Here is a 20,083-nt window from a genome sequence, read left to right as displayed (position 1 = left end):
GGCAATGGCACGTGATCACGACGGTGTGTACCAACCCAACGCCAAGGCTCGCAAGCAGCAGGAAAAGGATCAGCGCCGCATGGAGTACCGCCGCGCGATCGAATGCTATTGCGACCAGCGCCAGTTGCTGCGCGAACTGGCCGACTACCCTGACCTGCAGGACCTCACGGTGTGGCAGGTATCGGCGGCAACTTTCCCGAGAAACGCTCAACAAGCCCGCTGATCATTGCGCGTTCGCTGCGAATGAATGCTTGGAACGCCAGGGCCACCGGCGATTGCCGCTTGCTCCGGGATTGCACCAGGCACCAGCTGCGGTACAACGGCAGCTCTTCCACAGGTAACTCCCTGAGCATGCCGGTGGCCAGTTCCATGTTGACCGCATGGCGGGTCAGCAGGGCAATGCCCAGCCCGGCCACCACACATTCGCGCTGGGCATCGGTGGAGGCCACCTCGAGGGTCTGGGTGAAATGCACGCGCTTGTCCTTGAAAAACTCCTCGCAGGCCTTGCGGGTGCCCGAACCCTGTTCACGGACCAGCAAGGTGTGCGGCTCGAGATCCTGCAGGCGCAGGCTGTCCGGCTTGCACAACGGGTGTTGCGGCGGTGCCACGGCGACGATCGGGTTGTTCAGGAACGGCAGGAACTCGAGGCCCATGTCCTGGGGCACCATGGACATGATGACCAGGTCGTCGCGGTTGTCCGACAGGCGCCTGATCGCCTGGGCACGGTTGACCACCGTCAGGGTGAGATTGACCTCCGGGTGGCGCTGCTTGAAGGCGGCGAACAGGTGTGGCACGAAGTACTTGGCGCTGGATTCGATCGCCAGTTTCAGTTGCCCCTGCAGTGAGCCCTGCATGTCCGACAGCTGCATGTCGAGGTTCTCCAGGCGCCCGAAGATATCCCGGCTGGCGCGTTGCAGCGCTTCGGCGGCCTCGGTCAGGTAAAGCTTCTTGCCGACATACTCGAACAGCGGCTGGCCAACCAGCTCTTCGAGCTGGCGGATCTGTAGACTAACGGCGGGTTGCGTCAGCGCCATCTCCTCGGCCGCCCGGCTGTAGGAGCGCAAATCACACACTTCGTTGAAGATCTGCAACTGACGTAAAGTCATACGCATCAATGACTTGCGCATTTTTTGCGGTGCTCCGGCAAAACCTTGTTACCCAACTATAAGCTTTTGCTTATGCTGCCTCTAACAAATATTGATTTTTGTTTATCGACCTTCAGCGCTAGGGTGAATATGCGACTGGCCAGCGACGTCTGGTCACGCGCCGACCGGTAGAACCGGATCGTCTGTTCCTACGGCTTTGGGAAGACTCCAGTGATAACAAAAATCCTGATCGCCAACCGGGGTGAGATTGCAGTACGGATCGTGCGTGCCTGCGCCGAGATGGGCATTCGCTCCGTGGCGATCTACTCCGACGCCGACCGCCATGCCTTGCACGTCAAGCGCGCCGACGAGGCCTACAGCATCGGTGCCGAGCCCCTGGCCGGCTACCTGAACCCGCGCAAGCTGGTGAACCTTGCTGTCGAGACCGGCTGCGATGCCTTGCATCCCGGCTACGGTTTCCTGTCGGAAAACGCCGAACTGGCGGAGATCTGCGCCGAACGCGGGATCAAGTTCATCGGCCCGGCCGCCGATGTCATTCGCCGCATGGGTGACAAGACCGAAGCGCGCCGCACCATGATCGCGGCCGGCGTGCCGGTCACCCCCGGCACCGAAGGCAACGTCGCCGATATTCATGAAGCCCTGCAGGAAGGCGACCGCATCGGTTACCCGGTGATGCTCAAGGCCACCTCCGGTGGCGGCGGGCGCGGCATTCGCCGCTGCAACAGCCGCGAGGAACTGGAACAGAACTTCCCCCGGGTAATTTCCGAGGCCACCAAGGCCTTCGGCTCGGCGGAAGTGTTCCTGGAAAAGTGCATCGTCAATCCCAAGCACATCGAGGCGCAGATTCTCGGTGACAGCTTCGGCAACGTGGTGCACCTGTTCGAGCGCGACTGCTCGATCCAGCGCCGCAACCAGAAACTCATCGAGATCGCCCCGAGCCCGCAGCTGACCCCTGAGCAGCGTGCCTACATCGGCGACCTGGCCGTGCGCGCGGCCAAGGCGGTGGACTACGAGAACGCCGGTACCGTGGAGTTCCTGCTCGCTGATGGCGAGGTGTACTTCATGGAGATGAACACCCGGGTGCAGGTCGAACACACCATCACCGAGGAAATCACCGGCATCGACATCGTTCGCGAGCAGATCCGCATCGCCTCCGGCCTGCCGCTGTCGATCAAGCAGGAAGATATCCAGCACCGCGGCTTTGCCTTGCAGTTTCGCATCAACGCCGAGGACCCGAAGAACAACTTCCTGCCCAGCTTCGGCAAGATCACCCGCTATTACGCCCCGGGCGGCCCGGGTGTGCGTACCGACACGGCGATCTACACCGGCTACACCATTCCCCCGTTCTACGACTCCATGTGCCTGAAACTGGTGGTCTGGGCGTTGACCTGGGAAGAAGCCATGGATCGCGGCCTGCGGGCCCTGGACGACATGCGCCTGCAGGGGGTCAAGACCACTGCCGCGTACTACCAGGAAATCCTGCGCAACCCCGAATTCCGTAGCGGCCAGTTCAACACCAGCTTCGTCGAAAGCCACCCTGAACTGACCAACTACTCGATCAAGCGCAAACCCGAAGAGCTGGCCCTGGCCATCGCCGCCGCCATCGCCGCCCACGCAGGCCTGTGAGGAACCGAATAATGTCCAAGAAAATCTTTGTTACCGACACGATCCTGCGTGACGCCCACCAGTCCCTGCTGGCCACCCGCATGCGCACCGAAGACATGCTGCCGATCTGCGACAAGCTCGACAAGGTCGGCTACTGGTCGTTGGAAGTCTGGGGCGGCGCCACCTTCGACGCCTGCGTGCGCTTCCTCAAGGAAGACCCGTGGGAGCGCCTGCGCAAGCTGCGTGCCGCGCTGCCCAACACCCGCCTGCAGATGCTCCTGCGTGGGCAGAACCTGCTGGGCTACCGCCATTACAGCGACGACGTGGTCAAGGCCTTCGTGGCCAAGGCTGCGGTCAATGGCATCGACGTGTTCCGCATCTTCGACGCCATGAATGACGTGCGTAACTTGCGCGTGGCCATCGAGGCGGTGAAAGCCGCTGGCAAGCACGCGCAGGGCACCATCGCCTACACCACCAGCCCGGTGCATACCGTCGATGCCTTCGTGCAGCAGGCCAAGCAGATGGAAGCCATGGGTTGCGACTCGGTGGCGATCAAGGACATGGCTGGCCTGTTGACCCCGTTCGCCACCGGCGAGTTGGTCAAGGCACTTAAAGCCGAGCAGTCATTGCCGGTGTTCATCCACTCCCACGACACCGCCGGCCTGGCCGCGATGTGCCAGCTCAAGGCCGTCGAGAACGGCGTCGACCACATCGACACCGCGATCTCCAGCTTCGCCTGGGGCACCAGCCACCCAGGTACCGAATCGATGGTCGCCGCGCTCAAGGGCAGCGAGTTCGACACCGGCCTCGACCTCGAGCTGCTGCAGGAGATCGGCTTGTACTTCTACGCCGTGCGCAAGAAGTACCACCAGTTCGAAAGCGAGTTCACCGCCGTGGACACCCGCGTGCAGGTCAACCAGGTACCGGGCGGGATGATTTCCAACCTGGCCAACCAGCTCAAGGAGCAGGGCGCGCTCAACCGCATGAACGAGGTGCTGGCGGAGATTCCGCGGGTGCGCGAAGACCTCGGCTTCCCGCCGCTGGTGACCCCGACCTCGCAGATCGTCGGCACCCAGGCGTTCTTCAACGTGCTGGCCGGCGAGCGCTACAAGACCATCACCAATGAAGTGAAGCTGTACCTGCAAGGTGGCTACGGCAAAGCCCCCGGTGTGGTCAACGAGCAACTGCGCCGCCAGGCGATCGGCAGCGAGGACGTGATCGACGTGCGCCCAGCCGACCTGCTCAAGCCGGAGATGGCCAAGCTGCGCGCCGACATCGGCAGCCTCGCGCACTCCGAGGAGGACGTGCTGACCTTCGCCATGTTCCCCGACATCGGCCGCAAGTTCCTCGAGGAGCGTGAAGCCGGCACCCTCAAGCCAGAAGCCCTGCTGCCGATTCCGGAAGCCGGCGCGGTGGGGGCGGTGGGTGGTGAAGGCGTGCCGACCGAGTTCGTCATCGATGTCCACGGTGAAACCTACCGCGTCGATATCACCGGTGTCGGCGTGAAGGCCGAAGGCAAGCGCCATTTCTACCTGTCCATCGACGGCATGCCGGAAGAAGTGGTGTTCGAGCCGCTCAACGAATTCGTCGGCGGTGGCGGCAGCAAGCGCAAGCAGGCCAGCGCGCCGGGCCACGTCAGCACCAGCATGCCGGGCAACATCGTCGATGTGCTGGTCAAGGAAGGCGACGTGGTCAAGGCCGGCCAGGCGGTGCTGATCACCGAGGCAATGAAGATGGAGACCGAAGTGCAGGCGGCGATCGCCGGCAAGGTCGTGGCCATCCACGTGGCCAAGGGCGACCGGGTGACCCCGGGCGAAATCCTGATCGAGATCGAAGGCTGACAGAAGCCTTCATCTACAAGCGGTTAACCTCTGGGGAGCGGATGCTCCCCTTTTTTTGCCTGGATAAATCAGCCCGCGCGGCACGCTTCCAGCGTGCGGACTTGTCCCTCAGGCTGCTGGTTTTCCTCACTCAACCAACGCTCGAACCCCGCCGCCACGGTAGGCCATTCGGTATCGGTAATCGAATACCACGTTGTATCGCGATTACGGTCCTTGACCACCATGTGGTTGCGGAACACGCCCTCGAACACAAAACCGAAGCGCTCGGCCGCGCGCTTGGAGCGGGCATTGGCGTCGTTGCACTTCCATTCCAGCCGGCGATTGCCCAGCTCGAAGCCCAACTTGCTCAAAAGGTAAACCGCCTCGGTGCCCTTGGGTGTGCGTTGCATGGCGGCGCCGAAGGCGATGTGGCCGATCTCGAAGCGGCCCTGTTCCGGGACGATCGACATGTAGCTGAGGATGCCCTGAACCTGACCGTTGGCGCGGTCGATCACACTGTAGAACAGCGGGTCGCGGCTGGCGGCGTTGCCTTCCAGCCAGCGGTCGAAGCTGGCGCGTTCGGCGAATGGGCCGTAGGGCAGGTAGTCCCACAGTACCGGGTCCGAACCTGGACCTTGCAGTACATCCCAAAGGTCGTTGCCATGGCGCGCCGGGTCAAGCTTCTCCAGGCGGATGAAACGGCCTTCGATGGGCTCGGCCTTGGGCGTACCGGCGGGTTTCCAGTTCAATGCGTCGTTCATGTGCGGCCTACAGTGCTTTGCGGAATTGGATGAAGCCCGGGCGCTCGGCGACCTGCTCGTACAAGCTGATGGCGGTGGCGTTGGTCTCGTGGGTCAGCCAGTGCACCTTGATGCAGCCGGCGGCCTTGGCCGTGGCGTAGACATGCTCGATGAGCTGCCGGCCGATGCCTAGGCCACGTACTTCACTGTCCACGTAGAGGTCCTGCAAGTAGCAGGAGTTCTCGATGCTCCAGTTGGAACGATGGTAGATGAAGTTGACCATCCCCACTGCCTTGCCGTCGACCCAGGCCAACGTCGAGTGGGTCGGCTCGTCTGCATCGAGCAGGCGTTGCCAGGTGCTGGAGTTGACGGCGCCGGGCAGTTCGGTCTGGTAGAAGCGCAGATAGGCCTGCCACAAGGGCAGCCAGGCGGCATGGTCTTCGGCGCGAACCGGGCGCAGAGTGATGGCTGTCATGGGGTTTTTCCTTCAGAGGTCGCGCATGTGCGCGGCGAGTTGGTTATCCACAGGGTCGGCGCTGGCGGCCAGGCCTTCGCGGACCCCGGCGATATCTTGCGCCGAACGGTTCTGACTGAGCTTGCGTGCGCCCTGCAGGCGGGCGATCGGCAGGCGGATACCGACGATGGCGCGGAGCATGCCGTCAAGGTAGTCAGCCGGAGCATCGGCGACGTTCCACGGTGCTGCGCGGCCTTGCTCATGGCGGTCGGTCAGGCGCCTGACGATGTCCAGCAATTGTGTCGGCTCGTGGATCACCTCCACCGGGCCCCAGGCATGCACCGCCATATAGTTCCAGGTGGGCACCACCTTGGGGTTGTCGGCCTTGCTCGGGTAGTAGCCGGGGCTGACATAGGCGTCGGCGCCGGGGAATACCAGCAAGGCTTCAGCGCCTTGTGCCAGATCCTGCCATTGCTGGTTGGCCCGGGCGAGGTGGCCGTAGACCGTGCCGAATTCGCCCTCGCCGGTGGCGACCAGCACGGGCAGATGGGTGGCCAGCAGCCCGTGCTCACCGTGGCTGATCAGCGTTGCCAGGCGGGTGTGCTGCATGTGCTGGTGCAGGCGGGCAAGGTCATGTTCCTGATGCGGTTTGCTGTTGTACATGCCGGTGTTCCTTGTGCTGTGGCTTCATCCTAGGCAGGCTATTGGCTCTGTGTAAGAGCCATTCGTGACTGTTTTGATAGGTCCAATACCATGAGCGAACGTACCCACGCGTTGCCTTTCGATCCGGCAGGGATCGTCCTGGATCGCCGTCGCGGGCTCAGCCAGCAGCTCTACCAGGCCTTGCGCGCGCGCGTGCTGGATGGGCGCCTGGAAGGCGGCACTCGGCTGCCGGCCACCCGTGACCTTGCTGCGGTGCTGGTGTTGTCGCGCAACAGCGTGGTGCGTGCCTATGACCAGTTGTATGCCGAGGGCTTTATCGAAAGCCGGGTAGGCGATGGCACTTATGTAAGCCGCCTAGGAAAACTATCCACACAACTGTCCACAGGGTTATCCCTGGGGTTATCAACAGACTTATCCACATTTGAAGCGCCTGATACTGAGGATTTATCCAGTTTTGCACTGTGCAGCGAGCCGTTGTTGCGTCTGAAAAAGCACCATTTGCCGCCGCCAAAAGGCGACGCGCCGAGGGCTTTCAGGGTTGGTCTGCCAGCGTTCGACCTGTTTCCTTTCGAGGTCTGGGCCAAGCTGCAAGCGGGTTTCTGGCGAAATCCCGATCCGGCGCAGCTCGGTTATGGCGACCCGGCAGGGGAGCTGCCGTTGCGTGAATTGATCGCCACCTATCTGCGTCGATCGCGAGGGCTTTGCTGCAGTGCTGAACAAATTGTGATCACCAGTGGTGCGCAGCAGGCGATCAGCCTTTGTGCACAGTTGCTGTTGCAGCCTGGTGACGGGGTGGCTGTGGAAAACCCGGGCTACCGCGCTGCCGGGCACGCCTTCGCCCTGGCGGGGGCAAGGGTCAGGGGCGTGCCGGTAGATGAAGAGGGCATGGACTGTGCGCGCCTGGCCGAGCTGCCGGATTGCCGGCTGGCTTACGTGACCCCGGCTCACCAGTACCCTACCGGTGTGACCATGAGCCTGGCCCGGCGCCTGGCGTTGCTGGCCTGGGCCGAGCGCCAGGACGGTTGGGTCGTCGAGGACGATTACGATGGCGAGTACCGCTACAGCGGTGCGCCTTTGGCGCCGCTGGCGGCACTGGATCGTCAGGGTCGGGTGCTGTACGTGGGAACGTTCGGCAAGATCGCCTTTCCGGCTTTGCGGCTGGGTTACCTGGTGCTGCCCAGGCGCCTGGTGCGGGCATTCAGCCAGGCCAAGGCGCTGTCGGTGCGTCACTCGGAAGTCGGCACGCAATGTGTCATGGCGCAGTTCATGGCCCAAGGGCATTTCCAGCGACATATCCGCCGTATGCGCCGGGCGGCGTTGGCCCGCAGGAATGTGCTGAAGGCCGGTTGGCCGGTGGAGGTACCGGGGCTGGGGGCAATGCCGGACGTCGCAGCAGGGCTGCATGTGAAGGTAGCTGTGGATAACTTGGCGCGGGAGCAGGAGCTGGTTGCGCGGGCGGAGGCGGTGGGGGTGGAGGTCACTCCGCTGAGCAGCTACTGGCTGGAGGACAGCGCGGAGCCTGCGGATACGAGGGCAGGGCTGGTACTGGGATTCGCGGCAGTGCCAGAAGGGGAGATTGCGCAGGCTTTGATGCGCCTGCGCAAGGCCTGGCGAGATTGAATGGGGCCGCTCTGCGACCCATCGCCGGCAAGCCGGCTCCCACAGGAATTGCACATGTCTTTGTGGGAGCCGGCTTGCCGGCGATGGGCTGCAGAGCAGCCCCAAAAACATCAGGTGCCGGACTTGATCTTGGTCCAGGCCCGCGTCCGCGCCCGCTCGGCATCCCGTGGCAACGGCTTGAGCGTGTACAACTTGGCCATTGCCTCCGCCGTTGGGTACAGGTTCGGATTGTTGCGGATCGCCGGGCTGACCTTGTCGGTCGCATCCTTGTTCGGGTTCGGGTAGCCGACGAAGTCGCTGATCGGCGCGATCACTTCTGGTCGCAACAGGTAGTTGATGAATGTGTGGGCATCTTCAGGGTTGGCCGCGTTCTTGGGGATCGCCAGCATGTCGAACCAGATCGGTGCGCCTTCCTTGGGCAGGCGCATGTCCACCACCACGCCGTTCTTCGCTTCGCGAGCCCGATTCGCGGCCTGGGAGAAGCTGCCCGAGTAGCCCACCGCCACACAGATATCACCATTGGCGATGTCGGCCATGTACTTGGACGAGTGGAAGTAGGTTACATGCGGGCGGATCTTCAGCAGCAGATCCTGGGCTTTTTGATAGTCGGCCGGCTTGCCGCTGTTGGGGTCCAGCCCCAGGTACGACAGCGCCAGCGGCAGGATCTCCGACGGCGAATCAAGTAGGGCCACGCCGCATTGCTTGAGCTTGGCGATGTTCTCTTCCTTGAAGATCAGGTCCCAGCTGTCCACCGGTGCGTCGTCGCCGAGCACGGCCTTGACTTTGTCTGGGTTGAAGCCGATCAGCACCGTGCCGTACATGTAAGGCACGGCAAACTTGTTGCCGGGGTCGTTGGCTTCGATCAGTTTCATCAGTGCCGGGTCCAGATGCTGCCAGTTGGGCAGCTTGCCGCGGTCAAGGGGCTGGAAAACCCCAGCCTCGATCTGCTTGGCGAGGAACACGTTGGACGGCACCACCACGTCATAGCCGGAGTTGCCGGTTAGCAGCTTGGCTTCCAGTGCTTCGTTGGTGTCGAAGATGTCGTAGATCAGCTTGACCCCGCTGTCCTTCTGGAAGTCGACCAGGGTTTGCGGGGTGATGTAGTCGAACCAGTTGTACACCCGCAGGGTGCTCTGTTCGGCGTGTGCCTGGAGTGCGCCGGCGAACAGGCCGGTGGCGATGAGCGGGGCGAGCAGACATTTGAGTCGGGTCATGTTCACGCTCCTGGCTGGGCCTGCTGGAAGCCTTCCAGCACATTGACCGCGTTGATGCCGATTTCCTCCACAGCGTAGCCGCCCTCCATCACGAACAAGGTCGGCTTGCCCAGCTGGGCGATGCGCTTGCCCATCGCCAGGTAGTCGGGACTGTCGAGCTTGAACTGGGAAATGGGGTCATCCTTGAAGGTATCCACGCCAAGGGAGATCACCAGCACATCGGCATTGAAGGCGGCGATACGCTGGCAGGCGTCTTCCAGGGCTGCGCTCCAGGCTGCCCAGTCGCTGCCGGCAGGCAGCGGGTAGTTGATGTTGCAGCCCTCGCCGGCACCTTCGCCGGTCTCGTCGGCGTAGCCGAGGAAGAACGGGAACTCGTCCTGCGGGTCGCCGTGGATCGAGGCGAAGAACACGTCGTTGCGGGTGTAGAAAATGTCCTGCGTACCGTTGCCGTGGTGATAGTCGACGTCGAGGATGGCTACCTTGCGCCGGCCTTGGTCGATGAAGGCCTGGGCGGCAATGGCTGCGTTGTTGAGGTAGCAGTAACCCCCCATCACTTCGCCTGCGGCGTGGTGCCCTGGCGGCCGGCACAGGGCGAAGGCGGCATGGGCGCCTTGCTGGATCGCGGCCTGGGCGGTCAGGGCGACCTGGGCGGCGCTGTAGGCGGCCTGCCAGGTGCCGGCGGTGATCGGAGCGCCGGCGTCGAAGCTGTAGTAACCGAGCTCGCCGTGCAGGCCGCTGGGTTTGACCTGGCGCAGGGTGCGCGCTGGCCAGGTGAACGGCAGCAGGTCACCTTCCTGGCCAAGCGCGGCCCAACGGTCCCAGGCACCTTCGAAGAAATCCAGGTAGTCGGCACTGTGGATGCGCTGCAGCGGTGCGCGGCCGAAGTCGACGGGGCCCTGCACGGGCCCGAGGTTGCGCTGCTTGACGCGCTCCAGGACGTGGTCGGCGCGCGACGGCATTTCGAAACAGGGCATCAGCTTGCCGTCGATGAGCTCGCAGCGGCCATGGTGCAGGCGGTGGTCATCGGAATAGATCGTCAGCACGTTGTTGTTCTCCGGATCATTACTGGCGTGGGCCGATTGTGCTGGGTGGCCTGATGAAGGGAGAACGGCATGAATGGCCAAAAGGGGATAGATGTGGCCATCACCTGTGCCGACTCTATCGCGGGGCAAGCCCGCTCCCACGAATCGGCGTAGGTGCGGTCAACCGCGAAAATGGCTGGGCGCCACGCCGCTCCAGCGCTGGAAGGCATGCCGGAAGCTCGCGGTCTCGCTGAACCCCAATGTTTCGGCAATGCGGTAGATCGGCATCTGGTCCTCGGCCAGCAACTGCTTGGCCCGCTCGAAGCGCAGCTCGTCGAGGAGCTGTTGATAACTGCTGCCCAGCGCCTGCAAATGCCGGCGCAGTGTGCGCGACGAGCAGTTCATCTGCCGTGCCAAACCTTCCAGCCCAGGCGCGGCATCCAGTTGCCGCAGCAGCAGCTGGCGGATGCGTCCAAGCCAAGCCTGGCGGCCAGTGAACTCCAGGTTGAGACGCCGGCAGCGTTCGCCCATGGCCTTGTGGGTGATCGGGTCGGCCAGGGGCAGGGGCATGTCCAGCCAGCGTCGTTCGAAGGCGAAGGCATTGTCGCTGGCGTCGAAGCCGAGCGGGCACTGGAATGCAGGGTCATAGAGCGCGTGATAGCTCGGGCGCGGGTGTTCGAAACGGGCCGCCAGCAACGGTAGCTGGCGGCCGAGCAGGTCGTCGCAGATCACTTTCAGCGACAGCAGGCAGAATTCGGCATTGAAGGCGGCCAGCCCAGGCGCGTCGTAATGGTCGCTGGCGCTGAGCCACACGCGCTGGCCATCGTCCACCAGGCGCAGCTGGAAAACTGTTCCCAGCAGTGCCGGAAAGGTTAGCGCCAGGCGCAGGGCGTCACCCAAAGTGGCACTGGAGAGCAGGGCGTAACCGAGCATGCCGTAGCACGACACGTGCATGCGCCGGCCGAGTTCCAGGCCGATGTCCTGGCGCCTGGACACGGCGTTGGCGCAGACCTGCAGTTCCTGCTGGGTGGTGATGCGCGCATCGGCGTGGCCCAGGTCTGCGGGGCCTATGCCGCTGCCGGCGAGCATGTGCTGCGCGTCCACGCCGTCTTCCTGGAACACCTGGAGGATCAGCGAAACGGCGTTGAGGGTGGTGAGGTGGCTGTGCAGCATGCTCGGCATCCCGTTGAGCTGGGGAGCATTACCGAGCAAGTTGTGTGCCGTTCAGCAGGTGCCTGTTCCGTGCATAAAAAAAGGGCCCGTAGCATGCGCTCGGGCCCTTGAAAGGTTGAGAGGTGTCTAGTCCCTCGACCTGGTGAGACTGTTTGCAGCGGCCTGGGTTACGCCTTCAGCGGAACCAGACGGGGAGCGATCATGTTTTCCGGACGCAGGATGTCGTTGAGCATCTCTTCGTCCAGCAGCTTCTCTTCGCGCACCAGTTCCAGCACGCCGCGGCCGGTTTCCAAGGCAACGCGGGCGATACGGGTGGCGTTTTCGTAGCCGATGTACGGGTTCAGGGCGGTGACCAGGCCGATCGAGTGCTCGACCAGTTCACGGCAGCGCTGTTCGTTGGCGGTGATGCCGACGATGCAGTGCTCGCGCAGCATGTCCATGGCGCGTTGCAGCAGGCGGATCGAGTCGAAGATCTTGTAGGCGATCAGCGGTTCCATCACGTTCAGCTGCAGCTGGCCACCTTCGGCGGCGACGGTCAGGGCCAGGTCGTTGCCCATGATGGCGAAGGCGACTTGGTTGACGGCCTCAGGGATAACCGGGTTGACCTTGCCTGGCATGATCGAGCTGCCTGGCTGGCGCGCCGGCAGGTTGATCTCGTTGATGCCGGTGCGTGGGCCGCTGGACAGCAGGCGCAGGTCGTTGCAGATCTTCGACAGCTTGACCGCGGTGCGCTTGAGCATGCCGGAGAACAGCACGAAGGCGCCCATGTCGGAGGTGGCTTCGATCAGGTCGGCAGCCGGCACCAGCGGCTGGCCGCTGATGATCGCCAGGCGCTGGACGGCCAGCATCTGGTAGCCCGGGTCGGCGTTGATGCCGGTACCGATGGCGGTGCCGCCCAGGTTGATTTCGGTCAGCAGTTCCGGAGCCAGCGAGCGCAGGCGCTGCAGGTCTTCGGTCATGGTAGTGGCGAAGGCGCGGAATTCCTGGCCCAGGGTCATCGGCACGGCGTCCTGCAGCTGGGTACGGCCCATCTTCAGTACGTGGTCGAACTCTTTACCTTTGGCAGCGAAGGCCTGGATCAGGCTGTCGAGGCTGGCCAGCAGGGCGTCGTGGCCCAGCAGCAGACCCAGACGGATCGCGGTCGGGTAGGCGTCGTTGGTCGACTGCGCCATGTTCACATCGTTGTTCGGGTGCAGGTACTGGTACTCACCCTTCTGGTGACCCATGGCCTCCAGCGCGATGTTGGCGATGACTTCGTTGGCGTTCATGTTGGTGGAAGTACCAGCACCGCCTTGAATCATGTCCACCACGAACTGCTCGTGGTAGTCGCCTTTGATCAGTCGTGCGCAGGCTGCGCTGATCGCGGCGTGCTTGGCATCGCTCAGGTGCCCCAGCTCACGGTTGGCGTCAGCAGCTGCCTGCTTGACCATCGCCAGGCCGACTACCAGTTTCGGGTAGTGCGACAGCGGAACACCGGAGAGGTGGAAGTTGTTGGCAGCGCGCAGAGTCTGGATGCCGTAGTAGGCATCGGCAGGGACTTCAAGGGTACCAAGCAGATCTTTTTCGACGCGGAACGATGCAGCGGAGGACATGATGGATATCATCTCGATTTTGACCCGGCACCTGCCGGAATGGCGCCAATGCTAGGGCTGCCCAGATTTTGCGGCCAATGCTGTTGCACGCTAACCTATGCGCAAACGGCATACGGTTTGATGTGACGCCGATTGACAATCGAGCGTGTTCCATTTTGGTGCACGCGGTGCGGAGTAGTCGATGAACCTCGAAAGCAAATGGCTGGAGGACTTCAGTGCCCTGGCCTCGACCCGCAGTTTCTCGCAAGCGGCCGAGCGCCGGTTCGTTACCCAGCCGGCGTTCAGCCGACGCATACGCAGCCTGGAAGCGGCGCTTGGGCTGACCTTGGTGAATCGTTCCCGCACGCCCATCGAGCTGACCGAGGCGGGGCAGCTGTTTCTCGTCACTGCGCGCACTGTTGTCGACCAGTTGAGCGAAGTTCTTCGCCATTTACATCATCTGGAAGGCGGCCAGGGCGAGGTGATCCAGGTCTCGGCCGCGCACTCCTTGGCCTCGGGCTTTTTCCCGCGCTGGGTGGCGCAATTGCGCAACGATGGCCTGAACATCGCCACGCGCCTGGTCGCCACCAACGTCGGTGATGCGGTGCATGCATTACGCGAAGGCGGCTGCGACCTGATGCTGGCCTTCTATGACCCGGACGCGGCGTTGCAGATGGACGCCGAGATCTTCCCGTCGCTGCATATGGGCAATACCGAAATGCTCCCGGTGTGTGCCGTGGGCCCGGACGGCAAGCCGCTGTTCGACCTGGAGGGGGAGGCCAGCGTGCCGTTGCTGGCCTACAGCGCCGGCGCTTTCCTCGGCCGGTCGGTCAACTTGCTGCTGCGCCAGCGCAACCTGCGCTATACCACTGTCTATGAAACGGCCATGGCCGACAGTCTCAAGAGCATGGCGCTCGAAGGCATGGGCATCGCCTGGGTCCCGAAACTGTCGATGCGCGGTGAACTGGAGCGTGGCGAGCTGGCGATCTGCGGTGGCAGCCAGTGGCATGTGCCACTGGAAATCCGCCTGTATCGCTGTGCCTTGGTGCGCAAGGCCAACGTGCGCTTGCTGTGGCGCAAGCTGGAGGGCGGTTCAGTTGACCCGAAAGTCAGCCAAACCCCCGAAAAATAAGGCCGACAGTTGGTCGCCGGGGGTGCCGTGATTGCCTCGCGTTACGCTATACTGCGCGGCCCCTCGACCGGATAGATTCCGGTCATGATCAGCAAACAAGCCACGCCGGTCGTCCCGCGTGGCTTGTTGTTTTTTGACGCGCCTGCGGGCGCACAAGCGAAGAGGCTCGACGATGAGTGCACTGGTTGGCGTGATCATGGGCTCCAAGTCCGATTGGTCCACCCTTAGCCACACCGCCGATATGCTGGAAAAACTCGGCATTCCCTACGAAGTGAAGGTGGTTTCCGCCCACCGCACCCCGGACCTGCTGTTCCAGTACGCCGATGAGGCCGAAGGCCGCGGCATCGAAGTGATCATCGCCGGTGCCGGTGGCGCCGCCCATCTGCCGGGCATGTGCGCCGCCAAGACCCACCTGCCGGTGCTCGGTGTGCCGGTGCAGTCGTCGATGCTGTCGGGTGTCGATTCGCTGCTGTCGATCGTGCAGATGCCTGCTGGCGTTCCGGTCGCCACCCTGGCCATCGGCAAGGCCGGCGCGATCAATGCAGCCTTGCTGTCGGCGAGCATCCTCGGGGCCAAGCACCCGCAGTTCCACGCGGCGCTCAAGCAGTTCCGCACCGAGCAGACCGACACCGTGCTGGACAATCCAGATCCGCGTCAGGCTTGAGGCTGAAACACATGAAGATCGGTGTAATCGGTGGTGGCCAGCTGGGCCGCATGCTGGCCTTGGCGGGCACTCCGCTGGGCATGAACTTCGCCTTCCTCGACCCGGCACCGGACGCCTGCGCCGCGCCGCTGGGCGAGCACCTGCGTGCCGACTACGGTGACCAGGACCATCTGCGCCAGCTGGCCGACGAAGTCGACCTGGTGACCTTTGAGTTCGAAAGCGTGCCGGCCGAGACCGTCGCCTTCCTCTCGCAGTTCGTCCCGGTCTATCCGAGCGCCGAGGCCCTGCGCATCGCTCGTGACCGCCTGTTCGAGAAGAGCATGTTCCGCGACCTGGGTATTCCCACCCCGGCCTTCGCCGACATCCTCTCGCAAGCGGACCTTGATGCCGCCGTGGCCAGCATCGGCCTGCCGGCCGTGCTCAAGACCCGCACCCTGGGTTACGACGGCAAGGGCCAGAAGGTCCTGCGCAAGCCCGAAGACGTGGTCGACACTTTTGCCGAACTGGGCAGCGTGCCGTGCCTGCTGGAAGGCTTCGTGCCGTTTACCGGCGAAGTGTCGCTGGTGGCCGTGCGCGCCCGCGACGGCGAAACCCGCTTCTACCCGCTGGTGCACAACACCCATGACAGCGGCATCCTGCGCCTGTCGGTGGCCAGCGAGGCGCACCCGTTGCAGGCCTTGGCCGAAGACTACGTTGGCCGCGTGCTGCAGAAGCTCGACTACGTCGGTGTAATGGCCTTCGAGTTCTTCGAAGTCGACGGTGGCCTGAAGGCCAACGAAATCGCCCCGCGTGTGCACAACTCCGGGCACTGGACCATCGAAGGCAGCGAGTGCAGCCAGTTCGAGAACCACCTGCGCGCCGTGGCCGGCCTGCCGCTGGGCTCGACCGCGAAGGTCGGCGAAAGCGCCATGCTCAACTTCATCGGCGAAGTGCCGGCGGTGGACAAGGTGGTCGCTATCGATGACTGCCACCTGCACCACTACGGCAAGGCATTCAAGGTCGGGCGCAAGGTCGGCCACGCCACTCTGCGCTGCCAGGACATGGCCACCCTCAAGGCCAAGATTGCCGAAGTAGAGGCGTTGATCGCCGGCTGATCGAACTTCTGCCGGGCAATGCCGCTCTGAGATGGCAGCATGCCAAAGCGCTGACTAGGCTTTGGCATGTTTCATGTTCATCACAGAGGGATTGCCATGGGCATCATTGGAACCATCTTCATCGGCCTGATCGTCGGCCTGCTGGCGCGTTTCCTGAAACCGGGTGACGACAGCATGGGCTGGATCATGACCATCCTCCTCGGCATCGCCGGTTCCCTGGCCGCCACCTACGGCGGACAAGCCCTGGGCATCTACCAGGCCGGGCAGGCCGCGGGCTTCTTCGGAGCCCTGGTCGGCGCGATCATCCTGCTGGTGATCTACGGCTTCATCAAGAAACGCTGAATTCCCGTTAGAATGCCCGGCAATTCATCCAGAGTTGCCGAGCATCTTCATGCGTGCGTTATTCCTCATTCCCCTGTTGCTGGCCAGCGCCCTGGCCCATGCCGAACTGCCCGAGACCGACTGGCTGGAGCTGATGCCCAAGTCGGACCAGAAGGCGCTCGAGCAGATGCCCGAGATCGACCACAACTCCCCGGAAGCCCTGGGCACTTTCACCGCCAAGGGTGGGTTGAAGCAGAGCAAAGGCCTGCCGGCGGTGATGTACTCGACCAAGACCGTGGCCGCCATGAACGGCAGGCAGATCCGCCTGGGTGGTTATCCGGTGCCGCTGGAGAGCGATGCCAAAGGCAACAGCACGCTGTTTTTCCTGGTGCCGTACCCAGGGGCGTGCATCCATGTACCGCCGCCGCCACCGAACCAGCTGGTGCTGGTGCGGTATCCGAAAGGGTTGAAGATCGACGACATTTACACGCCGCTGTGGGTGACCGGCACCTTGAAGGTGGAGAAAGTCAGCAATGACCTGGCGGATGCGGCGTATGCGTTGGAGGCGGGGAAGGTGAGGGTGGTGGAAGACGCGGATCTGTAAGGTATTTTTCCTGTCGAGGCCCTATCGCCGGCAAGCCGGCTCCCAGAGGCGACCGCGCAATCCTGTGGGAGCCGGCTTGCCGGCGATAGGGCCAGTACAGGCGGCTGAAACTATCGGGTCAGAGCGCTTCGCTACCGATCGCCACGCTCATCGCATGAGTCGCCCCTGGCTTGAGCACCACCACGTCATCCATCACATTCGCCGTCTCGATGCACAGCATGCGCTGCCAGCCATCGTCGGCCATGTCCGGCAGGTCGCGGGCGCGGTCGGTCCAGGGGTTCCAGATCACCGCGGTGCGTGAGCCGCCGGCCTGCAGGGTGATGCGTCGGCTCCAGTGTGGGTCGACAATCGCCAGTCGCTCAGGCGCGTTCAGGTAGATGCGATCAGTCTCGCCGGCGAAACCCAGGCTGCCCTGTTGTTTGCGCTGTTCCCAGTTGGCCAGGGTTTCGATGTAGGCCAACCCGTCAACGCCTTCCACTTGCACCTGGCGCACATCGCTCACGGCGAAGTAGCTGTGCAGCGCCTGGCTCAGGGTGACATCGGTATTGCCGAGGTTGTAGCTGGTGAGGGTGAGCTTCAGCTGGTCGTCCAGTTCTACCAGGAGCTTGAGTTGGACGTCATGAGGCCAACCCGGCAGCTCACCCTGGGCTTCGGGCAATTCGAACTCGAACTGCAGGTGGTCGCCGTGTTCCTCGGCGCGCAACAACTGCCAGTCACGGCCACGCACCAGGCCGTGGGCGGGCGGCTGCTCGCCCTTGAACATGGCTTTGACCGAATCGGGATTGCGCTCGAAGATACCGAACCACGGCCAGCACACGGGTGCGCCGGCACGCACCGACTTGCCCTGGCCGAAGGTGGCCTGGTCGCTCAGCCACAGCAGCGGTGGCTCGCCCAGGCGCTGATAGCTCAGGACCTGGGCGCCCTGTTGGGCAATCAGTAGTTCGGCATGATCGCTGGTGATGCGCCAGCAGTTGAGCTCGCCGTGCAGCTCGGTCTCGACCGTGAAGTTAGCCATTGCGTTCGTCTCATTGATTGTCTGTCAGGCCGTTGGACCCGGTGACGTGCAATGAGTTTACCGCTCGCCAGGCTCAGCGACGAGGTACGGAGCGGGTGCGACCACTGCCATCGATGGCGACGAACACGAACACTGCCTCGGTGACCTTGCGCCATTCGCTGGACAGCGGGTCGTCGCTCCACACTTCGACCATCATCTGGATCGAGCTGCGGCCGATTTCCAGGGTCTGGGTATAGAAGGACAGCTGCGCGCCCACGGCCACCGGGACCAGGAACGCCATGCGATCGATGGCTACCGTGGCCACTCGGCCTCCGGCGACGCGGCTGGCCATGGCGGTGCCGGCCAGGTCCATCTGGGCGACCAGCCAGCCGCCGAAGATATCGCCGAAACCATTGGTCTCACGCGGCAGCGCGGTGATCTGCAAGGCCAGGTCGCCTTGCGGGATAGGATCTTCTTGTTCGAGCTCAATCATGCCGTGGGGCCTCTGACCCGTGACGCTTCGTTGGTGGCGCAATAACGGACGCCGTAAAAACGATTCAGCAACACGCATACTACGCTGATTTCGCTTCAGGGGGCGGCCTCAGGGAAACTCTGCGAAACAGTCTGACAACAATGACCGACGTTTTCGCACAGCATCCCTCAGGATAAGCAACCTTTTCCTACGAGCGGGCAGTATATATACCTGCACAGCCAGCGACGACCGCACATTCATGAATATCTGTATGGATTTTGTACCGCTATGAGCGCGGCTCGGCAATTTGCTATCTTCGCCGACTACTCAATCCAGAAGCCGCATGCCAAGCGGTCCGCAGACCTACAAGAGAAAGAACAGCGATGACCTCCGTGCAGAGCAGTATCGAGCAGCCGTCCCGGCCGTTGTCCCGCAGTGACTACAAGACCCTCTCGCTGTCCGCGCTGGGCGGTGCACTGGAGTTTTACGACTTCATCATCTTCGTGTTCTTCGCCACGGTGGTGGGCAAGTTGTTCTTCCCCGCCGACATGCCCGAATGGCTGCGCCTGATGCAGACCTTCGGCATCTTCGCCGCCGGCTATCTGGCCCGGCCATTGGGCGGTATCGTCATGGCCCACTTCGGCGACCTGCTCGGACGCAAGAAGATGTTCACCCTGAGCATTTTCATGATGGCCGTGCCGACCCTGGTGATGGGGCTGTTGCCCACCTATGCGCAGATTGGCCTGTGGGCACCGATCCTGCTGCTGCTGATGCGGGTGATTCAGGGCGCGGCCATCGGTGGCGAGGTGCCAGGAGCCTGGGTGTTCGTCTCCGAGCACGTGCCGGCGCGCAACACCGGCTATGCCTGCGGCACGCTGACCGCCGGCCTGACCTCGGGCATCCTGCTTGGCTCGCTGGTGGCAACGCTGATCAATACGCTCTACACCCCCGAGGAAGTGGCGGACTACGCCTGGCGTATCCCGTTCCTGCTCGGTGGGGTGTTCGGCTTCTTCGCGGTCTACCTGCGCCGTTGGTTGCATGAGACCCCCGTTTTCGCCGAAATGCAGGCGCGCAAGGCCCTGGCCGAAGAGCTGCCGCTGCGCGCGGTGCTGCGTGATCACCGCGGCGCGATCATCCTGTCGATGCTGCTCACCTGGCTGCTGTCGGCCGGCATCGTGGTGATCATCCTCATGACCCCGGCGTTGCTGCAGAGCCTCTACCACGTCAGCCCCACCGACTCGCTCAAGGCCAATAGCCTGGCCATCGTGCTGCTCAGCCTGGGCTGCGTCGGCGCTGGCAGCCTGGCCGACCGTTTCGGCGCCGGGCGCGTGTTCATCGTCGGCAGCCTGGCGCTGCTGGCGTCGTCCTGGGCTTTCTACCACAGTCTGCCGACCCGCCCGGACCTGCTGTTCCCGCTCTATGCGCTGACTGGCCTGTGCGTGGGTATCGTCGGCGCCGTGCCTTACGTGATGGTCAAGGCGTTCCCGCCGGTGGTTCGGTTCAGCGGTCTGTCGTTCTCCTACAACCTGGCCTACGCGATCTTCGGTGGCCTCACGCCGATGGTGGTGACCGCACTGCTGAAGTTCAGTCCGATGGCACCCGCCTATTACGTGGCGTGCCTTTGCGCCGTTGGTCTGTTGGTGGGCATCTATCTGCTCGCACGCAAACGCTGAAACCCGCTCTAATTTCCCCCTCTGCAACATCCTGTAAAGGCCATCCCGGTTACCGGTGATGGCCTTTCATCCAATTGTCATATTCGAGTCATAGAGTGTTCATGCGGCCTGCAGATACTTGGGCCCGTTCCATCTCACAAC

General features: G+C 63.2%; 20 protein-coding genes. 10 read left to right on the top strand and 10 right to left on the bottom strand.

What is annotated here, in order from left to right:
* The first annotated feature begins 4 nt into the window (after positions 1 to 4).
* A complete protein-coding gene (locus DFS21_RS04395; protein WP_110696827.1) occupies positions 5 to 223 on the top strand; it encodes a PA3496 family putative envelope integrity protein in 219 nt (72 codons plus the stop codon).
* On the opposite strand, the gene DFS21_RS04390 is transcribed toward DFS21_RS04395, so the two are convergent.
* A complete protein-coding gene (locus tag DFS21_RS04390; protein WP_046857620.1) occupies positions 165 to 1,127 on the bottom strand; it encodes a LysR family transcriptional regulator in 963 nt (320 codons plus the stop codon). The two genes, DFS21_RS04395 and DFS21_RS04390, sit on opposite strands and share 59 nt — an antisense overlap.
* Before the next feature lie 189 nt (positions 1,128 to 1,316).
* Between DFS21_RS04390 and DFS21_RS04385 the strand changes: the two genes are divergently transcribed.
* Both DFS21_RS04385 and oadA read left to right on the top strand, forming a co-directional pair.
* Complete coding sequence (locus DFS21_RS04385) at positions 1,317 to 2,732, top strand: acetyl-CoA carboxylase biotin carboxylase subunit (RefSeq protein ID WP_023630199.1); 1,416 nt, start codon at positions 1,317 to 1,319, stop codon at positions 2,730 to 2,732.
* An 11-nt stretch (positions 2,733 to 2,743) separates the two neighbouring features.
* Positions 2,744 to 4,552, top strand: a complete 1,809-nt coding sequence (gene oadA / locus DFS21_RS04380; protein WP_102685427.1) for a sodium-extruding oxaloacetate decarboxylase subunit alpha — start codon at positions 2,744 to 2,746, stop codon at positions 4,550 to 4,552.
* A gap of 68 nt (positions 4,553 to 4,620) precedes the next feature.
* On the opposite strand, the gene DFS21_RS04375 is transcribed toward oadA, so the two are convergent.
* The 3 genes from DFS21_RS04375 to DFS21_RS04365 are packed head-to-tail and all read right to left on the bottom strand — an operon-like array spanning position 4,621 to position 6,388.
* Positions 4,621 to 5,292 (bottom strand): GNAT family N-acetyltransferase, encoded by a 672-nt coding sequence (locus DFS21_RS04375; protein ID WP_111531906.1) that lies wholly within the window; start codon positions 5,290 to 5,292, stop codon positions 4,621 to 4,623.
* Between the two features lie 7 nt (positions 5,293 to 5,299).
* Positions 5,300 to 5,746: a GNAT family N-acetyltransferase gene (locus DFS21_RS04370; protein ID WP_110696823.1), complete on the bottom strand. Its 447-nt coding sequence runs from the start codon at positions 5,744 to 5,746 to the stop codon at positions 5,300 to 5,302.
* A 12-nt stretch (positions 5,747 to 5,758) separates the two neighbouring features.
* The gene (locus DFS21_RS04365) at positions 5,759 to 6,388 is read right to left on the bottom strand and encodes an FMN-binding negative transcriptional regulator (protein ID WP_111531905.1); all 630 of its coding nucleotides are present in this window, start codon (positions 6,386 to 6,388) and stop codon (positions 5,759 to 5,761) included.
* A 90-nt stretch (positions 6,389 to 6,478) separates the two neighbouring features.
* Between DFS21_RS04365 and DFS21_RS04360 the strand changes: the two genes are divergently transcribed.
* Entirely contained in the window at positions 6,479 to 8,008 is a 1,530-nt protein-coding gene (locus DFS21_RS04360; protein ID WP_111531904.1) for a PLP-dependent aminotransferase family protein, read from the top strand.
* Positions 8,009 to 8,118: 110 nt separating this feature from the next.
* Here the strand turns inward: DFS21_RS04360 and DFS21_RS04355 are convergent, their stop codons facing one another.
* The 4 genes from DFS21_RS04355 to aspA all read right to left on the bottom strand — a co-directional run bounded on the left by DFS21_RS04355 (position 8,119) and on the right by aspA (position 13,009).
* Positions 8,119 to 9,222: an extracellular solute-binding protein gene (locus DFS21_RS04355; protein ID WP_102684605.1), complete on the bottom strand. Its 1,104-nt coding sequence runs from the start codon at positions 9,220 to 9,222 to the stop codon at positions 8,119 to 8,121.
* Between the two features lie 2 nt (positions 9,223 to 9,224).
* Positions 9,225 to 10,265, bottom strand: coding sequence for a histone deacetylase family protein (locus tag DFS21_RS04350; RefSeq protein ID WP_111531903.1), 1,041 nt, complete (start codon positions 10,263 to 10,265; stop codon positions 9,225 to 9,227).
* Between the two features lie 159 nt (positions 10,266 to 10,424).
* A complete protein-coding gene (locus DFS21_RS04345; protein WP_110696814.1) occupies positions 10,425 to 11,417 on the bottom strand; it encodes an AraC family transcriptional regulator in 993 nt (330 codons plus the stop codon).
* A gap of 167 nt (positions 11,418 to 11,584) precedes the next feature.
* A complete protein-coding gene (gene aspA, locus DFS21_RS04340) occupies positions 11,585 to 13,009 on the bottom strand; it encodes an aspartate ammonia-lyase (RefSeq protein ID WP_031314847.1) in 1,425 nt (474 codons plus the stop codon).
* 181 nt (positions 13,010 to 13,190) lie between these two features.
* On the opposite strand from aspA, the gene DFS21_RS04335 reads away from it, so the two are divergent.
* The 5 genes from DFS21_RS04335 (at position 13,191) to DFS21_RS04315 (ending at position 16,803) form a co-directional block, all read left to right on the top strand.
* Positions 13,191 to 14,120, top strand: a complete 930-nt coding sequence (locus DFS21_RS04335; protein ID WP_023629864.1) for a LysR substrate-binding domain-containing protein — start codon at positions 13,191 to 13,193, stop codon at positions 14,118 to 14,120.
* A gap of 172 nt (positions 14,121 to 14,292) precedes the next feature.
* Entirely contained in the window at positions 14,293 to 14,784 is a 492-nt protein-coding gene (gene purE, locus DFS21_RS04330; protein ID WP_031314848.1) for a 5-(carboxyamino)imidazole ribonucleotide mutase, read from the top strand.
* A gap of 11 nt (positions 14,785 to 14,795) precedes the next feature.
* The gene (locus DFS21_RS04325) at positions 14,796 to 15,878 is read left to right on the top strand and encodes a 5-(carboxyamino)imidazole ribonucleotide synthase (RefSeq protein ID WP_046857612.1); all 1,083 of its coding nucleotides are present in this window, start codon (positions 14,796 to 14,798) and stop codon (positions 15,876 to 15,878) included.
* Positions 15,879 to 15,974: 96 nt separating this feature from the next.
* The gene (locus DFS21_RS04320) at positions 15,975 to 16,220 is read left to right on the top strand and encodes a GlsB/YeaQ/YmgE family stress response membrane protein (protein ID WP_023629866.1); all 246 of its coding nucleotides are present in this window, start codon (positions 15,975 to 15,977) and stop codon (positions 16,218 to 16,220) included.
* A 49-nt stretch (positions 16,221 to 16,269) separates the two neighbouring features.
* The gene (locus DFS21_RS04315; protein ID WP_173862461.1) at positions 16,270 to 16,803 is read left to right on the top strand and encodes a DUF3299 domain-containing protein; all 534 of its coding nucleotides are present in this window, start codon (positions 16,270 to 16,272) and stop codon (positions 16,801 to 16,803) included.
* Positions 16,804 to 16,921: 118 nt separating this feature from the next.
* Here the strand turns inward: DFS21_RS04315 and DFS21_RS04310 are convergent, their stop codons facing one another.
* On the bottom strand, positions 16,922 to 17,818 hold the full coding sequence (locus DFS21_RS04310) for a D-hexose-6-phosphate mutarotase (RefSeq protein ID WP_111531902.1): 897 nt from the start codon (positions 17,816 to 17,818) through the stop codon (positions 16,922 to 16,924).
* Positions 17,819 to 17,891: 73 nt separating this feature from the next.
* Complete coding sequence (locus tag DFS21_RS04305) at positions 17,892 to 18,290, bottom strand: acyl-CoA thioesterase (protein WP_003253317.1); 399 nt, start codon at positions 18,288 to 18,290, stop codon at positions 17,892 to 17,894.
* A 362-nt stretch (positions 18,291 to 18,652) separates the two neighbouring features.
* Here DFS21_RS04305 and DFS21_RS04300 point away from each other — a divergent pair, with 362 nt between their 5' ends.
* Positions 18,653 to 19,942: an MFS transporter gene (locus DFS21_RS04300; RefSeq protein ID WP_102684601.1), complete on the top strand. Its 1,290-nt coding sequence runs from the start codon at positions 18,653 to 18,655 to the stop codon at positions 19,940 to 19,942.
* Positions 19,943 to 20,083: the final 141 nt, after the last annotated feature.

The organism is Pseudomonas sp. 2848 (genome assembly GCF_003253945.1).
Lineage (GTDB): Bacteria > Pseudomonadota > Gammaproteobacteria > Pseudomonadales > Pseudomonadaceae > Aquipseudomonas.
This window is presented reverse-complemented; position numbering and strand designations above follow the sequence as displayed.

Coding starts and splice junctions, on each gene's coding strand:
- DFS21_RS04395 (WP_110696827.1), top strand. CDS start 5: ATGGCACGTGATCACGACGGTGTGTACCAACCCAACGCCAAGGCTCGC.
- DFS21_RS04390 (WP_046857620.1), bottom strand. CDS start 1,127: ATGCGCAAGTCATTGATGCGTATGACTTTACGTCAGTTGCAGATCTTC.
- oadA (WP_102685427.1), top strand. CDS start 2,744: ATGTCCAAGAAAATCTTTGTTACCGACACGATCCTGCGTGACGCCCAC.
- DFS21_RS04375 (WP_111531906.1), bottom strand. CDS start 5,292: ATGAACGACGCATTGAACTGGAAACCCGCCGGTACGCCCAAGGCCGAG.
- DFS21_RS04370 (WP_110696823.1), bottom strand. CDS start 5,746: ATGACAGCCATCACTCTGCGCCCGGTTCGCGCCGAAGACCATGCCGCC.
- DFS21_RS04365 (WP_111531905.1), bottom strand. CDS start 6,388: ATGTACAACAGCAAACCGCATCAGGAACATGACCTTGCCCGCCTGCAC.
- DFS21_RS04360 (WP_111531904.1), top strand. CDS start 6,479: ATGAGCGAACGTACCCACGCGTTGCCTTTCGATCCGGCAGGGATCGTC.
- DFS21_RS04355 (WP_102684605.1), bottom strand. CDS start 9,222: ATGACCCGACTCAAATGTCTGCTCGCCCCGCTCATCGCCACCGGCCTG.
- DFS21_RS04345 (WP_110696814.1), bottom strand. CDS start 11,417: ATGCTGCACAGCCACCTCACCACCCTCAACGCCGTTTCGCTGATCCTC.
- aspA (WP_031314847.1), bottom strand. CDS start 13,009: ATGTCCTCCGCTGCATCGTTCCGCGTCGAAAAAGATCTGCTTGGTACC.
- DFS21_RS04335 (WP_023629864.1), top strand. CDS start 13,191: ATGAACCTCGAAAGCAAATGGCTGGAGGACTTCAGTGCCCTGGCCTCG.
- purE (WP_031314848.1), top strand. CDS start 14,293: ATGAGTGCACTGGTTGGCGTGATCATGGGCTCCAAGTCCGATTGGTCC.
- DFS21_RS04325 (WP_046857612.1), top strand. CDS start 14,796: ATGAAGATCGGTGTAATCGGTGGTGGCCAGCTGGGCCGCATGCTGGCC.
- DFS21_RS04320 (WP_023629866.1), top strand. CDS start 15,975: ATGGGCATCATTGGAACCATCTTCATCGGCCTGATCGTCGGCCTGCTG.
- DFS21_RS04315 (WP_173862461.1), top strand. CDS start 16,270: ATGCGTGCGTTATTCCTCATTCCCCTGTTGCTGGCCAGCGCCCTGGCC.
- DFS21_RS04310 (WP_111531902.1), bottom strand. CDS start 17,818: ATGGCTAACTTCACGGTCGAGACCGAGCTGCACGGCGAGCTCAACTGC.
- DFS21_RS04305 (WP_003253317.1), bottom strand. CDS start 18,290: ATGATTGAGCTCGAACAAGAAGATCCTATCCCGCAAGGCGACCTGGCC.
- DFS21_RS04300 (WP_102684601.1), top strand. CDS start 18,653: ATGACCTCCGTGCAGAGCAGTATCGAGCAGCCGTCCCGGCCGTTGTCC.